General features: G+C 70.6%; 13 protein-coding genes and 1 pseudogene. 9 read left to right on the top strand and 5 right to left on the bottom strand.

What is annotated here, in order from left to right; translation table 11 throughout:
- Window positions 1–76 precede the first annotated feature (76 nt).
- The 5 genes and pseudogenes from JIX56_RS28765 (at window position 77) to JIX56_RS28745 (ending at window position 2259) form a co-directional block, all read left to right on the top strand.
- Window positions 77–937 (top strand): peptidoglycan-binding protein, encoded by an 861-nt coding sequence (locus tag JIX56_RS28765; protein ID WP_257544856.1) that lies wholly within the window; start codon window positions 77–79, stop codon window positions 935–937.
- Window positions 938–968: 31 nt separating this feature from the next.
- Window positions 969–1202, top strand: a complete 234-nt coding sequence (locus JIX56_RS28760; RefSeq protein WP_257544854.1) for a hypothetical protein — start codon at window positions 969–971, stop codon at window positions 1200–1202.
- Window positions 1189–1449 carry a hypothetical protein gene (locus tag JIX56_RS28755; protein ID WP_257544852.1) on the top strand — a complete coding sequence of 87 codons (261 nt, stop codon included), beginning with the start codon at window positions 1189–1191 and terminating at the stop codon, window positions 1447–1449. The genes JIX56_RS28760 and JIX56_RS28755 overlap by 14 nt, the downstream gene beginning before the upstream one ends.
- A gap of 297 nt (window positions 1450–1746) precedes the next feature.
- Window positions 1747–2058 (top strand): annotated as a pseudogene (locus JIX56_RS28750) (Scr1 family TA system antitoxin-like transcriptional regulator); the annotation flags it as partial.
- Window positions 2059–2070: 12 nt separating this feature from the next.
- On the top strand, window positions 2071–2259 hold the full coding sequence (locus JIX56_RS28745; protein ID WP_257544850.1) for a DUF397 domain-containing protein: 189 nt from the start codon (window positions 2071–2073) through the stop codon (window positions 2257–2259).
- Window positions 2260–2267: 8 nt separating this feature from the next.
- On the opposite strand, the gene JIX56_RS28740 is transcribed toward JIX56_RS28745, so the two are convergent.
- The 5 genes from JIX56_RS28740 to JIX56_RS28720 all read right to left on the bottom strand — a co-directional run bounded on the left by JIX56_RS28740 (window position 2268) and on the right by JIX56_RS28720 (window position 9117).
- Window positions 2268–3215 (bottom strand): hypothetical protein, encoded by a 948-nt coding sequence (locus JIX56_RS28740; RefSeq protein WP_257544848.1) that lies wholly within the window; start codon window positions 3213–3215, stop codon window positions 2268–2270.
- Between the two features lie 164 nt (window positions 3216–3379).
- Complete coding sequence (locus JIX56_RS28735; RefSeq protein ID WP_257544846.1) at window positions 3380–4561, bottom strand: acyltransferase family protein; 1182 nt, start codon at window positions 4559–4561, stop codon at window positions 3380–3382.
- A complete protein-coding gene (locus tag JIX56_RS28730) occupies window positions 4558–6900 on the bottom strand; it encodes a glycosyltransferase (protein WP_443031898.1) in 2343 nt (780 codons plus the stop codon). The genes JIX56_RS28735 and JIX56_RS28730 overlap by 4 nt, the downstream gene beginning before the upstream one ends.
- On the bottom strand, window positions 6900–7634 hold the full coding sequence (locus JIX56_RS28725) for a hypothetical protein (protein WP_257544844.1): 735 nt from the start codon (window positions 7632–7634) through the stop codon (window positions 6900–6902). The genes JIX56_RS28730 and JIX56_RS28725 overlap by 1 nt, the downstream gene beginning before the upstream one ends.
- A gap of 508 nt (window positions 7635–8142) precedes the next feature.
- On the bottom strand, window positions 8143–9117 hold the full coding sequence (locus tag JIX56_RS28720; protein ID WP_257544842.1) for a LysR family transcriptional regulator: 975 nt from the start codon (window positions 9115–9117) through the stop codon (window positions 8143–8145).
- A gap of 83 nt (window positions 9118–9200) precedes the next feature.
- On the opposite strand from JIX56_RS28720, the gene JIX56_RS28715 reads away from it, so the two are divergent.
- The 4 genes from JIX56_RS28715 to JIX56_RS28700 all read left to right on the top strand — a co-directional run bounded on the left by JIX56_RS28715 (window position 9201) and on the right by JIX56_RS28700 (window position 13790).
- Window positions 9201–10598 carry an MFS transporter gene (locus JIX56_RS28715; RefSeq protein WP_257544840.1) on the top strand — a complete coding sequence of 466 codons (1398 nt, stop codon included), beginning with the start codon at window positions 9201–9203 and terminating at the stop codon, window positions 10596–10598.
- Between the two features lie 140 nt (window positions 10599–10738).
- Window positions 10739–12034 (top strand): ABC transporter substrate-binding protein, encoded by a 1296-nt coding sequence (locus tag JIX56_RS28710; protein WP_257544838.1) that lies wholly within the window; start codon window positions 10739–10741, stop codon window positions 12032–12034.
- The gene (locus tag JIX56_RS28705; protein WP_257544837.1) at window positions 12031–12969 is read left to right on the top strand and encodes a carbohydrate ABC transporter permease; all 939 of its coding nucleotides are present in this window, start codon (window positions 12031–12033) and stop codon (window positions 12967–12969) included. The genes JIX56_RS28710 and JIX56_RS28705 overlap by 4 nt, the downstream gene beginning before the upstream one ends.
- Window positions 12966–13790 carry a carbohydrate ABC transporter permease gene (locus tag JIX56_RS28700; RefSeq protein ID WP_257544835.1) on the top strand — a complete coding sequence of 275 codons (825 nt, stop codon included), beginning with the start codon at window positions 12966–12968 and terminating at the stop codon, window positions 13788–13790. Before JIX56_RS28705 ends, JIX56_RS28700 begins: the two co-directional genes overlap by 4 nt.
- The last annotated feature ends 17 nt before the right edge of the window (window positions 13791–13807 follow it).

Genomic DNA, 13807 nt, shown 5'->3' with positions numbered 1-13807 from the left:
GTCCCCCGAAGCCCCGGTACGCCGCCCTCCCCGGCGGCGTACCGGGGCTTCCGCCCGCCCGAAAGGAAACCACCCCATGGCCACACCCCTCTCCGCCGCCGCGTTCGAGGCGGCACTCCGCGCCGAAGGCGTCACGCTCAAGGAGCACGCCAACTGGTCCACCCACAACCGCAACGCCATCGGCGCCTGGGGCCCGGCCCAGGGCGTGATGCTGCACCACACGGCGGGCCGCGACAGCGTCTCCCTGTGCCGCACGGGCATGGCCGACCTCCCCGGCCCCCTCTGCGTCGCGGTGATCGCGAAGGACGGCACGGTCCACCTGGTCGGCTACGGCCGCACCAACCACGCCGGCCGGGGCTCGACGGCCGCCTACAACGCCGTACGCAACGGCACGACGCTCCCGTCCCGGCCGGGCGCGGACGCGGTCGACGGCAACGCCCACTTCTACGGCTTCGAGATCGAGAACCTCGGCAACGGCCGCGACCCGTACCCGGACGCCCAGCTGGCGGCCGTGGAGAAGGTCGCGGCGGCGGTGTGCCGGGCGCACGGCTGGGCCGCGTCCCGGGTCATCGGCCACAAGGAGTGGACGACCCGCAAGATCGACCCGACGTTCTCGATGGCGGCGATGCGGACGCGGATCGCGAAGCGCCTGACCAGGACGGTGAGCGGAGGCGGCACGTCGACCACCGTGTACGAGCCCTTCCCGGGCGCCGCGTTCTTCGCCACCGGCCGCCGCAGCGCGGTCATCACGGCCATGGGCAGACGCCTGGTGGCGGAAGGCTGCGGCCGCTACGAGGTGGGCCCCGGCCCGTCCTGGACCGCCGCCGACCGCCGCTCGTACGCCGCCTGGCAGCACAAGCTCGGCTACTCGGGCACCGACGCGGACGGCATCCCGGGCCGCGTGAGCTGGGACAAGCTGCGCGTCCCCCGTACCTGAGTCCCCTACCTGAACGGAGGTTCGGAGAACCATGACCGACTCGAACCGCAGAGCACTGCGTACGGCGTTCCAGGCGCTGTTGGCGGTGGCAGCCGCCGTCCCGCTGCTCGCCGACACCCCTGGGATCGCCGACCTCCCCGGCTACGCCACGCTGGTGGTCGCGGCCACGGCGCTGAGCCGGCTGATGTCGATGCCGTCGGTGGAGCGTCTGCTCCCCCCGTGGCTGAGAGCCGGGGCCGGAGGGGGCGCCGATGGTGAGCAGTGACGAACGCGCCGTGGTGGCCCTGGAGTTGGAGCGCCTGCGCCGCGCCGTCGACGTCGGCTTCGCCACCACCCGGGGCGACCTCGCCCTCCTCCTCCAGCGCGCCGACCAGACCGACAAGACCCTCTCCGAACACGAGGACCGCCTGGACGCCCTGGAGCGCTCCCGCTGGCCCCTGCCGTCCTTGGCCGCACTGACGTCGTGCACGGCGCTGGCCGTGACGGTGTGGTCGGCGACGACATCGCGGTAGGCGGTGCGGGGGGCGGGTACTCCGCCCCCCGTTATCTTCTTCGCGGTCCTGCAAGAGGGCCGCTGGCCTCCGGGCCCGGCATGACTGGTCCCCCCTGTCGAACAGATGACCTGGGGGGGTGGTGTCACCGGGCCCGAGAGGCGCCGTTGGAGACGCTGATGAGTGGTCCGACTACCGCCTGGCCTGGCGCAATGCGCCAGCAGCGCCTGGGTGCCGAACTGCGCAAGCTCAGGGAGCAGGCAGGGCTGACGTCCAGCGCCGCTGCGGGGCTGCTCGGCGTCAAGCAGGCGCAGATGATACGGCGGCCCCGCCACAGCCCGCGCCCAGCTCCAGCACCTGCTGGACATGAGCGAGCTGGACCACGTCACCGTACGCATCATCCCGATGGGCAGCGGATCCTTCCCCGGCAATGGACAGTCCATCGACTACCTGGCGGGCGAGGTCCCGCAGCTCGACACTGTTCAGCTGGACACCCATCACGGCTGCGAATTCCTGGACGCCGCAGCACAGTTGGAGAAATACCGCTCTGTGCTGGACCGGATGGAAGCCAAGGCGCTCAAACCAGCCGAGTCCCGTGACCTGATCCTTCGCCTCATCCAAACGACCTGAGAGAGCCTGACCGTGCCCGACAACCAGTGGCAGAAGTCCAGCTACAGCCCCGACGGCTCCAACTGCGTCTACCTCGCCGCCCACCCCTCCGAAGGCGTCATCCACCTCCGCGAAAGCGACACCCCCACCACCATCCTCACCACCACCCCAGCCCCCCTCCGCTCCCTCATACAGACCCTCAAGGGAGCGAAGGCGAAGTAGGAGCAGCGTCAGCTCGACGCCTCGCCCACATAGCTCAGCCTGTCCGTGCCGCCGCCCTCCCACGTGATGATCACGTCGTCGCCGGAGCGGCGGACCGTGCCGAAGGTGATGTCCTCGTCGGCGACGTCCTTCGAGGCCATGGGCGTGAGGGCGATGCGGAAGTTGTTCTCGTCGCGGTAGGCGCCGACGCCCGTCATGATGCCCTTGCCGCCGACCATGTCGATGTAGGAGAGCGGGTGCTGGCCCTTGCCCTCCCCGGTGGTCTGCTCGTCACCGATCGTCAGGGTCCTGGCCTCGTCGTCCTGCCACTGGCCCTCGACACCCGTGGCGGGCGCGGCGGTCGAGCCGCCGTCGTCCAGACCGCCGTCGGGCGTCGTGGTGGCCGTGTCGGTGGGCTCGTCGGTGGGCTCCTCCGTGGGGCTCCCGGACTCGGTCGCCGTCGCCGAGACGCTCTGCCCGGGCGTGGCGACGCTCTCGTCGTCCCCGCCGCTGGTGAGGAGGAAGACGCCGCCGCCGATCACCGCGAGCGCCGCCACCGCGGCGACGATGATCAGCGCGATCTTGCCGCCGCTGCCGTTGGAAGGCGGGGGCGGCGGCGGATAACCCCCGTACTGCCCACCGTAGTTGGGCATCCCCGGCATGCCCGGGGCGCCGGGTGCTCCCGGCATGCCCGGGGCACCCGGCGCCTGCGGCGCACCGTACGGCTGCTGCCCGCCACCCCCGTACGGCTGCTGCGGAGCAGTCGCGTACGGCTGCTGCGGAGCAGTCGCGTACGGCTGCTGCGGAGCAGTCGCGTACGGGTTCGGCGGCTGGCCGGGGGCCTGGCCCGGGGCCGGCGGCTGTCCGGGGACCTGGCCGCCGGGAGCCGGCGGGGGCGTGTACGGCCCCGGGTACGGCTGCTGCGGTGGCTGGGCGCCGTAACCGTCGTGCGGCGGCTGGCCGGGGGGCTGCGTCATCGGCGGGTGTCACTCCTTGAGTCGCTTCGGCGAGGCACGACGTGCGCGGAACACCTGCCTCCAGCGTGCCCAACATCCACCACCCGCTCAGTCGTACGCAAGTGCGTATCCCGGTTGGTTACGGGGTCAATACATGACCGAACGCACTCAAGCGACCGTCCGCGTCAGGACCTTCCCCCGGCCCTCCCACGATTCGCACCGTTCGGCCACAACCTCGGCCTCCGCCGGGCCGCCAGATCCTCCGCCCAGCCGAACGCGACGACACAGCAGGCGATCAGCAGCCAGGTCACGACGAGTACCGGCCAGACGCTCTCCAGCAGCCACGGGACGTGTCGTTCGAGGAACACCACGCTCCACAGCCGGTCCCACTGGGTCGCGGCGATCAGGATGCAGGTGTTGTGCCAGAGATAGATCGTCACCGCACGGGAGTTGAGCAGGGTGATCGCCCCGTCCCAGCGGCGCAGCCGGGGCGGCCACTCGGACCACGACGGGCTGATGTGCAGCAGCAGCGCCACCGTGGCGAAGGACCACAGGGACTGGGCGAACGGCATGCTGTCCAGGTCGTTGCCGTCGCCGAAGTCGTGGTTCAGGGCGTACCAGAGGCCGGCCAGGGCGATCGCCGGGGCCACCGACGGGACGATGTAGCGCGGGAGGCGCTTGAGGATGCCCTCCTGGTGGGCCATGCCGAGGAGCCAGCAGGCGCCGAAGGTGCTGAAGTCCGTCAGCCCCGAGTCGAACCGCTCGCCCGGCAGGTCCAGGAGGCCCAGCTGGAACACCCCGGCCAGCGCGATCGGCGCCAGGACCGTCACCACCGGCACCGCCCGCAACGCGCGGAGCAGCAGCGGGGAGAGGACGACGTACCAGAGGTAGGCGCGGACGTACCAGAGCGGTCCGGCCAGTTCCACGGCCCAGTCGGCGCCGATGAGGCCGTGCACTGCGGGCAGGCCCTCGGCGTACGGCGGATCGCTGATCGGGAGGATCCAGAACGTGAGGTGGAACCACCACCAGAGGGGATGCCCGTCCGCGTCCGGCCCCCAGCCCTGGGCCACCATCCCCGTCACGCCCACGATCCCCAGCAGCCACACCGGCGGCAGCAGCCGGCGGAGCCGGCCCCGGACGACGTCCACCGCCGGGCGCTTCAGCGAGCGCGCCATGAGGTTGCCGGCGAGTGCGAACATCACGCCCATGGAGGGGAAGAGCAGCGGCAGCCAGGCCCAGCCGGTGAGGTGGTAGAGCACCACACGGAAGAGCGCGAGGGCCCGGAGGAGGTCGAAGTAGCGGTCCCGGACGGGCGCGGACGGCACCGACGGGGTCTGCGGGGTGGAGTCCTGGGTGAGCGTGCTCATCCGACGGGCCTCCGTTCCCCCGACTGCTGGGGCACGGCCGACTCCTGCGGCGCGCCCGGCAGCCCCACGGCCCCCGTCCGCCGCAGCTTCTGCCAGCGCAGCCGGCCGCCGGTCAGCGCCGTGATCCACGACTGCAACAGCACGACGTACATGAGCTGCCGGTAGAGCATCTGCTGGAGCGGCAGCGAGATCAGGTGCGTCATGCGCTCCTTGTCGAGGTGGAACGCGAGCGCCGCGCACACCGCCTGGACGGCCAGGACACCCAGCCAGGCGCCGATCGTCTTCTCCGTCGGCCCGAACACCAGCCCGTAGAGCAGGAACACGTCGATCAGCGGGGCCAGCAGGGGCGCCACCACCATGAACAGCGACACCAGCGGCAGGCCCACGCGCCCGAAGCGGCCCGACGGACCCCGGTCGAAGAACGCGCCCCGGTGCTTCCAGATCGCCTGCATGGTGCCGTACGACCAGCGGTAGCGCTGCGACCACAACTGCTGGACGGATTCCGGTGCTTCCGTCCAGGCCCGGGCCTTCTCGGCGTACACGACGTGCCAGCCGTCGCGGTGCATGGCCATGGTGATGTCGGTGTCCTCGGCGAGGGTGTCCTCGCTCATGCCGCCCACGCGTTCGAGCGCGGTGCGCCGGAACGCCCCCACCGCGCCGGGGATCGTCGGCATGCAGCGCAGGATGTCGTACATACGGCGGTCGAGGTTGAAGCCCATCACGTACTCGATGTGCTGCCAGGCGCCGATGAGGGTGTCCCGGTTGCCGACCTTGGCGTTGCCCGCGACCGCGCCGACGCGGGGGTCGGCGAACGGCTGGACCAGCTCACGGACGGTGGACGGTTCGAAGACCGTGTCGCCGTCCATCATGACGATCAGTTCGTGCCGGGCGTTGGCGATGCCCCGGTTGAGGGCGGCCGGCTTGCCCGCGTTGAGCTGCCGTACGACACGGACGCCCGGCAGGTCCTGGCTCAGCTCCTCGACGATGCCGGCCGTGCCGTCGCTGGAGCCGTCGTCGATGACCAGCACCTCGATGGGGTGGTCGCTCGCGACCAGCGAACGGACCGTCTTCTCGATGCACTTGGCCTCGTTGTACGCCGGGACGAGCACGGACACCGGTTCGGTGACGGGCCCGTTCGGTCCCCAGCGGAACGTGCGTCGCCTGACCTTGCGGGCGTGCGCGATCGACAGGATCAGCATCAGACCGAAGCGGGCGAGGACGAGGACGCCGACGACCGCGAGGGCGACGACGAGGAAACCCGTCGTCCTCTCCGAGATCTGGACGAGCGTCACCCAGACCTTGCCCTTCCACAGGCCGAGCCCCGTGACCGGCGTGTGCGCGCTGGGCGCCTTCAGGGCTTCGGTCAGGGTGTCGAACTTGTAGCCCTTGACCTGGAGTTGGCTGATGTAGCGGTCCAGCGCGGCGACGGTCTGCGAGCGGTCGCCGCCGGAGTCGTGCATCAGCACGATGGCGCCGTCACCGTGCTCGGGCGTGGACCGGCGGATGATCTCGTCGACCCCCGGCCGCTTCCAGTCCTGGCTGTCGGTGTCGCTGACGACGGTGATGTAGCCGCGGCTGCCGATGTACTGCGTCACCGGCCAGGTCCGGTTGTCCATGCGCTCCGAGAACGAGGAGTACGGCGGCCGGAACAGCGAGGTGCGGATGCCCGCCGCGCCCGCGAGCGCGAGCTGGTTCTGGGACAGCTCCCAGTCGATGCGGTCCTTGGACTGCAGGGTCAGATCCGGGTGGTTGAAGGTGTGCAGGCCGATCTCGTGGCCCTCGTCGACCATGCGCTGGACGAGGTCCGGGTAGCGCGAGGCCATCGTGCCGGTGATGAAGAAGACGGCCTTGGCCTCGTGCTTCCTCAGCACGTCGAGGACCTTGGGGGTCCACTCGGGGTCCGGCCCGTCGTCGAACGTCAGGACCAACTCGTAGTCGGGGACGTCGAGGCTGAGCTGGCGTCCCGGGCGGGTGTCGATCACGGGCCCGCCCTTGAGTATCTTCTTCGGCACCCGGTCGTTCGCCGCGGGCGCCCCGACCCGGTGGTCCGCGAGGATCTCGCTGTGCACGTATCCGCGCAGCATCAGCATCGCCATCAGCGCGAGGAGCAGCACACAGGGCAGCAGATGGCGCAGTGGCAGACGCCGCCCGGAACGCTTCCGCGCGCTCTTGCGTGAACCTTTCCGCGAGCGCTCGGCGGAGCCTTTCACCGTGCCGTCAGCCGTACTGCCGGCCGTACTGCCGGCTGTGCCTTCCTCGGCGCTCTTCGATGAACGTGGTGAGTGGGTAGAGCGCTGGGCGGCACGCGAAGGCGTGCCGCCGCGCTTGGAGCGGGTCATCAGGCGGGAGTCTCCGGGTTCTGCGGTTCCTGCGGGTTCTGCGACGTCGCCGGGCCGGGCTCGACGGGCTGCGGGGACGCCGGGCCCTGGGCGACGGGGTCCGTGCCGGAGCCCGGACCGGGGCCGGGGGCGGCGGAGTCCGAAGGCACGGGCGAGGGCGTGACCGAGGGACTGGGGTCGACCTTCGGCGGCTCGGACACGGAGGCGGACGGCACGGGGTCCTTCACGCTGGTGCTCGGCTTCGGCTGCGGCGGGACGCCGGCGCTCGGCCCGGCCGAGGGCTTGGCACTCGCGGACGCCCCCGGCTTCTTGGCACGGCCCGACGAGCCGCTCGGGGCCTTGGCGCCCGGCGAGGACGTCACTCCCGTACGGCCCCCGCCCGGCCCCACGTCCGGGACGGGGCCGTCCGCCGTGTCGGACCGGCCGGCCGACTCGGCCGGCAGCGGCGGTGTGTCGACCTTGCCCGCCGGCTTGTCGTTCTTCTGCATCGGCACCGGCAGCCAGGGCGCGTCCGAGTTGCCCGACACCAGCGTGCCGACGATGACCACGGCGTACGCCGCGCAGGCCGTGCCGACGGCGATACCGAGCCGCCGGTAGAGGTTTCTGCGCCGCCCCGACTCGTCGACGAAGACCGGCCCGTCGGAGTCGCCGGCACCCGCCGCCGATTCCTTGCCGGCGTGCTTGCCGGGCCCCTCGTCCACTTCGCGCCCCACACCGTCGAGTTGCACGGTCACCTCGTGCGGGTCGTGAGTGCGCCCGGGCTGACCGGGCTGCTCCCAGGGCGCCGGCACGACACCCGACGACTCCGACTCACGCCCCGAAGCACCAGAGGCACCAGACGCAGTCGAAGCACCCGAAACCCCGGAAGCGGTCGGCTGCTGAGGCACTCCCCCACCGGTACTCGCCTGCCCGGAGATGCCCATCCCGTACTCCCGCTCCACCCGGGACACGGCTCCCGTTCTGCCGGCGGCCTCGGGCCAGACCACCTCGTCCTCGGAGCCACTACCACCACGGCCTCGGCCAAGGCCTTCACCATCGGTCCGCTTCGGCTGAATGCCCTTGGGCCAGTTCTCGACGTGCACGCACTTCCCCCCACGGGATCGTTCCGGGTGCGTGTTCGATGCCGGGCAATCGCACTTTCCTGTACCGGACCGGGCCCCCACCCGATCCGGGGCGCCCCGCCCATCACACGCACCCGGACCAACGAATGTAGGGGTGGGAGAGATGTGCCTCTGTGTGATATCAGGTGAAGGTCATCATGATGAGTGCATCCGTGGGCGGAATCCACCCGTCCTCCGGATCTGATAGCCATACTTCCGCCCGCGCCAACTCGGCGGCGGCCCGCCGCAACGCGTCGAGTCCCGGATGCGCGAGCCCCTTCCGCCACACCAGCGAGACGGGCGACAGCGGTACGGGATCGACGAGCGGCCGCGACACCGTGCCCGGCATGGGCGGGAAGTCCACCACCGCCAGCACCGGGTTCCCCGTCTTGGCCATGAGCCGCTGGAACTCCTCCTCCCCCACGGCCAGCGGGGCGGGCGCGGCGACCTCGATCCCCCGCCCCTCGAACAGCCGCGCCGCCAGCTCCGTCCACTCCGGCGTACGGGGATTGCCGGCCCCCGCGTACACCTGCTCGCCCGCGAGTTCCGCCAGCGGTACGGCGTCCAGCGCGGCCAGCCGGTGGTCCTCGGGCAGGATCACCGTCATCGGCTCGTACCGCACGGGCTGCTGTTCGAGCCGCGCCCGCACCGCCGGATCGAGCCCCGCGAACCTCCCGAACGACACATCCAGCCGCCCCGCGAGGATCTCGGCCGCCGCATGGGTCAGCCCGCTCTCGTACCGCGCCATCAACTCCAGCTCCGGCGCGAGCTCACGGGCCCGACGCAGCACCCGCATTCCGGTGGCCAGTCCCGGCGAGTTGAGATCCACCAGCAGGGGCCGCGCCTGCCGGAACGCGGCCACCAACTCGTCCTGCGCCTCCAACACCCGCCGCGCATAGGGCACCAGCCGCTCCCCGTCCCCGGTCAACACCACCTGCCGGGTACTCCGTACGAACAGCTCCACCCCCAACTCCCGCTCCAGCCGCCGCACATCCCGACTGAGCGCCTGCTGAGCGACGTAGAGCCGGGCCGCGGCCCGGGTGAAGTGCAACTCTTCGGCCACAGCGAGAAACCCACGAAGAAGCCGAGGCTCGACGGCATAGGGGACGACGGACATCCGGCGAACCTACAACCGAGGTGCGTGAATCACCACGGAGTAAGTGTTGGACGACGGATCACGAGCGGGACGACGGTTGCCCCATGCCGCACTCATCCCAAAAGAGGCCAACCGCAGCGCCCCATAAGGGGCGCGGGGAACTGCGCGACCAGCCACAACAATCCCGCACCCGCCAACGAACACGCACCCCCGAGCTCCCAGGCGCCACAACCCCCTACCGCACCCTCTTCAAAAAGCCCGGCACCCTCCGCTTCACCGCCGCAGGCATCCTCGCCCGCCTCCCCATGGGCATGTTCAGCGTGAGCGCCATCCTCATGATCGCCGGCTCCCGCGACTCCTACGCCCTGGCCGGCGCCGTCGTCGCGACAGGCCTTGCCGCGACCGCCCTGGTCGCCCCCTGGACCGCCCGCCTGGTGGACCGCCACGGCCAGGCCAAGGTCGCCGTCCCCGCCACCGCACTCGCATTCCTGGGCGGCCTCGCCCTGATCGCCTGCGTCCACTGGAACGCCCCCGACTGGACCCTCTTCGCCTCGTACGCGGCCACCGCCACCGCCCCCAACACCGGCGGCATGGCCCGAGCCCGCTGGGCCCACCTCCTGAAGGACGACCCGGCAGCCCTGCACACCGCCAACTCCTTCGAACAGGCGGCGGACGAACTCTGCTTCATGCTCGGCCCGGTCCTCGCGGCCTTCCTCTGCACCACCCTCTTCCCGGAGGCCGGCACCCTCATGGGCGGCCTCCTCTGCATGACCGGCGTACTGATCTTCGCCGCCCAACGCTCCACGGAACCGCCCCCCACCGGCCGTACGACCGCGAAGTCCCCCCTCCGCACCCCCGGTATCCCGGCTCTCCTCGCCGTCTTCCTCGCCACCGGCGCGGTCTTCGGCTCCCTGGAGGTCGTCACCATCGCCTACGCGGACGCCCGGGGCCACGCCTCGGCGGCGGGCGTGATCCTCGGCCTCCAGGCGGCGGGCTCCTGCGCGGCGGGCCTGGCCTTCGGCGCCCTACGGGTGACGGGCCCCGCGGACCGCCGCTTCCCCTGGTGCCTGGCGGCGATGACGACCCTGATGACGCTGCCCTGGCTCACCGCCACCACCACCGGCTCCCTCGTCCTCCTCGCCCCCGCCCTCCTCCTGGCCGGCATGGCCACCGCCCCCACCATGGTCACCGCCATGTCCCTCGTCCAACACCGCACTCCCAAGGGGCAGTTGAACGAGGGCATGACCCTCGCCGTCACCGGCCTCCTCGGCGGCATCGCGGGCGGATCGGCGCTGGGCGGCTGGGTGGTGGAACACGGGCCGGGATCCGGCTCCGGGACGACCGGCTTCGGCGTACCGGTGGCCGCGGCGGCCCTGGCCCTGCTGATCGCCTCGGCACAGCGCACCGCCGGACACGCGGGCGGACCCACCGCCGTACACACAGCCGAACCCACCGCCGTTCGACCCCCCGAACCCCCGACGAATTCCCGCCCGCCCCATTGACGCGCCCTTAGCCCGCCCTTACCTTCCGTCGAAGCGCTTCGACGTCACGCATCGAAACGATTCGACTACGCCGTTCGACGACCGTCGTACGGCTGCCGCGTGACGCCCCGAGAACCATCCGGCTCCCTTGGAGGCACAGGATGTCAACGGCACGAAGGCGTGTGACGGCGATGGCCGCGGCGGCTCTCAGCGGGGCTCTGCTCCTGGCCTCCTGCGGCGGTTCGGAGAGCGGCGGCGCGGACGGCAAGACCCTCCGCCTGTGGCACTACGAGAGCCCCGACAGCGCGATGGGCGTGGCCTGGAACGCGGCGATCGAGGAGTTCGAGAAGACCCACCCGGGCGTCAAGGTCGAGTTCGAGGAGAAAGGTTTCGAACAGATCCGGAAGACCGCCCCGATGGTCCTCAACTCCTCCGACGCACCCGACCTCATGGAGTACAACAAGGGCAACGCCACCGCCGGGCTCCTCTCCAAGCAGGGCCTCCTCACCGACCTCACCCCCGAGGTCACCGAGCGCGGCTGGGACAAGAAGCTCAGCGCGGGCGTCCGTACCACCAGCCAGTACGACGCCGACGGGGTCATGGGCTCCGGCAACTGGTACGGCGTGCCGAACTACGCCGAGTACACGATGGTCTTCTACAACAAGGACCTCTTCAAGAAGCACGGCATCACCGAACCCACCACCCTCGCCGAACTCACCGCTGCCATGGACGAGTTCGTCGACGCGGGCATCACCCCGCTCGCCAACGCCGGCGCCGAGTACATGGCGCAGCAGTACCTGTACCAGCTGGCGTTGAGCAAGGCGGACCGCGCCTGGGTGGACTCCTACGAGCTGTACGAGGGGAAGGCGGACTTCCATGACGCCGCGTGGACGTACGGGGCGGACACGTTCGCCGACTGGGTGAAGAAGGGGTACATCAGCGAGAAGTCGACGGGGACCAAGTCCGAGGACGCGGGTGTCTCGTTCATCCGGGGCAAGGCGCCGATCCTGTTCTCGGGGAGCTGGTGGTACGGCCGGTTCAGGGCGGAGAACACGTTCGACTGGGGCACCTTCCTGTGGCCCGACACGAACCTCACGCTCGGCTCCGGCGGCAACCTCTGGGTCGTCCCGAAGGGCGCGAAGAACAAGGAGCTCGCCTACGACTTCATCGACATCACCATGTCGGAGAAGATCCAGAACCTGCTCGGCAACAAGGGCGGCGTCCCGGTCGCCGCCGACCCCGCCGCCATCACCGACCCGCGGGCCAAGGACCTGATCGCGGACTTCAACACCCTCTCCGACAGGGACGGACTGGCCTTCTATCCCGACTGGCCCGCCCCCGGCTTCTACGACGTCCTCGTCTCCGAGACCCAGAAGCTGATCACCGGCAGCGCGGACCCGGACGCGTATCTGGACGCGATCGGGGAGGCGTACGAGAAGGACGTACCGGAGCAATGACGGTGACCGTCGAACGGGGGTCGACGGTGGGCAAGGAGCGCCGCACCCGCACCGACTCCTACGCGCTGTTCCTCCTCCCCGGCGCCCTCGCCTTCTTCGCCGTCGTCATCGTCCCGTTCCTGATGAACACGGGGGTGAGCTTCACCGACTGGCAGGGCGTCGGCAGCCCGGAGTGGTCGGGGCTCGCCAACTACCGGGAGCTGATGGGCGATGCGGACTTCTGGGCGTCGTTCCGGCACAGCCTGTTCATGGTGGTCGCCATGGCCGCCGTGCCGACCGCGCTCGGGCTGGTCCTGGCCGCCGCCCTGTTCGACTACGTCGGCAAGCACTTCGGCAGCCGGGTCACCGCCGTGCTGCGCGCCTGCTTCTACCTTCCCCAGGTGCTGCCGATCGCGGTCGCCGGCATCGTCTGGAGCTGGATCCTGGCCCCCGAGAACGGCTCCCTGAACGAGCTGCTCAAGGCGATCGGGCTGAGCGGCTGGCAGCAGGACTGGCTCGGCGACCCCGACCTCGCCCTCTACACCGTCATGGCCGTGATGGTGTGGGTGCAGCTCGGCTTCCCGCTGGTCGTCTTCATGGCGGGCCTGCAACGCGTCGACCCGGCGCTGTACGAGGCGGCCGAGCTGGACGGCGCCGGCTGGTGGCGCCGCTTCCGGCACATCACGCTGCCGCAGATCCGGCCCGAGACCTATGTCGTCCTGCTGTGGTGCACGATCGCCGCGCTCAAGGTGTTCGGCGCGGTGTACGTCCTGACGAAGGGCGGCCCCGGCGGCGCCACCGACGTGCCGTCCTACTTCTCCTTCACCACGTTCTTCGAGAAGACCCAGGTCGGCTACGGCGCCGCGATCTCCACCGTCCTGACCGTGATCATCCTCGCCCTGGCCCTGATCGGCCTGAAGCTCCAGACGCGCGCGGAGGAGGGGGCCGAGTCATGACCACCGCCCTGCGCCGCTACCCGGTGCTGATCGCCCTGTGCGTCGCCGCCCTCTTCATGGTCGTCCCGTTTCTGATCGTGGCCGTGAACGCGGTCAAGTCCCCGGCGGAGTACTCCCAGAACGGCCCCCTGAGCCTCCCCGACGGCCTCTACCTGGACGGGCTGAAGGACTTCTGGGAGCGCGTGGACTACAGCCAGAAGCTGCTCAACTCCGTGCTGATCAGCGGCTCGGTGGCGGTGCTGGCCGTCGTCCTGTCCGTCCTCAACGCGTACGCGATCGGCATCGGCCGGCTGCGGGGCCGTACCTGGATCCTCGCCTTCTTCGTGCTCGCGAACATGCTGCCGCAGGAGGCGCTGGTCTACCCCGTCTACTTCCTCTCCAAGGAAGCCGGCATCTACGACACCCGCCTCAGCGTGGTCATCGTCTTCACCGTCATCCAGGCGGCCTTCGGCACCTATCTCCTCGCCTCCGTGCTCGGCCGGTTCCCCCGGGAGATCATCGAGGCGGCCCGGATCGACGGCGCCAACAAGTGGCAGGTCCTGTGGCGGATCGTCGTCCCCGTCAGCCGACCCACCCTCGGCGTGCTCCTCGTCTTCTTCTTCATCTGGACCTGGAACGAGTTCCTGCTCCCCCTGGTCATGCTGATCTCCAACGACAACCAGACCGTCTCGGTGGCCCTCGGCGTCCTCCAGGGCCAGCGTCTGATGGACGCCACGATGACCAACGCGGCGGCCCTGCTCGGCCTGCTCCCCGCCCTCGTGTTCTTCCTCCTCTTCCAGCGCACGCTCACCCGCGGCATCGCCGTGGGCGCCGTGAAGTAGGCCGTGACGTAAGGAGA

This window comes from Streptomyces sp. CA-210063, from assembly GCF_024612015.1.
Classification (GTDB): Bacteria; Actinomycetota; Actinomycetes; order Streptomycetales; family Streptomycetaceae; genus Streptomyces.
The sequence above is the reverse complement of the archived record's forward strand: the minus strand, read 5'-3'. Positions and strand labels throughout refer to the sequence as shown.

Bases quoted from the DNA above. Each gene is read 5' to 3' on its own strand.
- JIX56_RS28705 (WP_257544837.1), top strand. From the start codon at position 12,031: ATGACGGTGACCGTCGAACGGGGGTCGACGGTGGGCAAGGAGCGCCGC.
- JIX56_RS28755 (WP_257544852.1), top strand. From the start codon at position 1,189: ATGGTGAGCAGTGACGAACGCGCCGTGGTGGCCCTGGAGTTGGAGCGC.
- JIX56_RS28710 (WP_257544838.1), top strand. From the start codon at position 10,739: ATGTCAACGGCACGAAGGCGTGTGACGGCGATGGCCGCGGCGGCTCTC.
- JIX56_RS28715 (WP_257544840.1), top strand. From the start codon at position 9,201: ATGCCGCACTCATCCCAAAAGAGGCCAACCGCAGCGCCCCATAAGGGG.
- JIX56_RS28700 (WP_257544835.1), top strand. From the start codon at position 12,966: ATGACCACCGCCCTGCGCCGCTACCCGGTGCTGATCGCCCTGTGCGTC.
- JIX56_RS28760 (WP_257544854.1), top strand. From the start codon at position 969: ATGACCGACTCGAACCGCAGAGCACTGCGTACGGCGTTCCAGGCGCTG.
- JIX56_RS28720 (WP_257544842.1), bottom strand. From the start codon at position 9,117: ATGTCCGTCGTCCCCTATGCCGTCGAGCCTCGGCTTCTTCGTGGGTTT.
- JIX56_RS28730 (WP_443031898.1), bottom strand. From the start codon at position 6,900: ATGACCCGCTCCAAGCGCGGCGGCACGCCTTCGCGTGCCGCCCAGCGC.
- JIX56_RS28735 (WP_257544846.1), bottom strand. From the start codon at position 4,561: ATGAGCACGCTCACCCAGGACTCCACCCCGCAGACCCCGTCGGTGCCG.
- JIX56_RS28740 (WP_257544848.1), bottom strand. From the start codon at position 3,215: ATGACGCAGCCCCCCGGCCAGCCGCCGCACGACGGTTACGGCGCCCAG.
- JIX56_RS28765 (WP_257544856.1), top strand. From the start codon at position 77: ATGGCCACACCCCTCTCCGCCGCCGCGTTCGAGGCGGCACTCCGCGCC.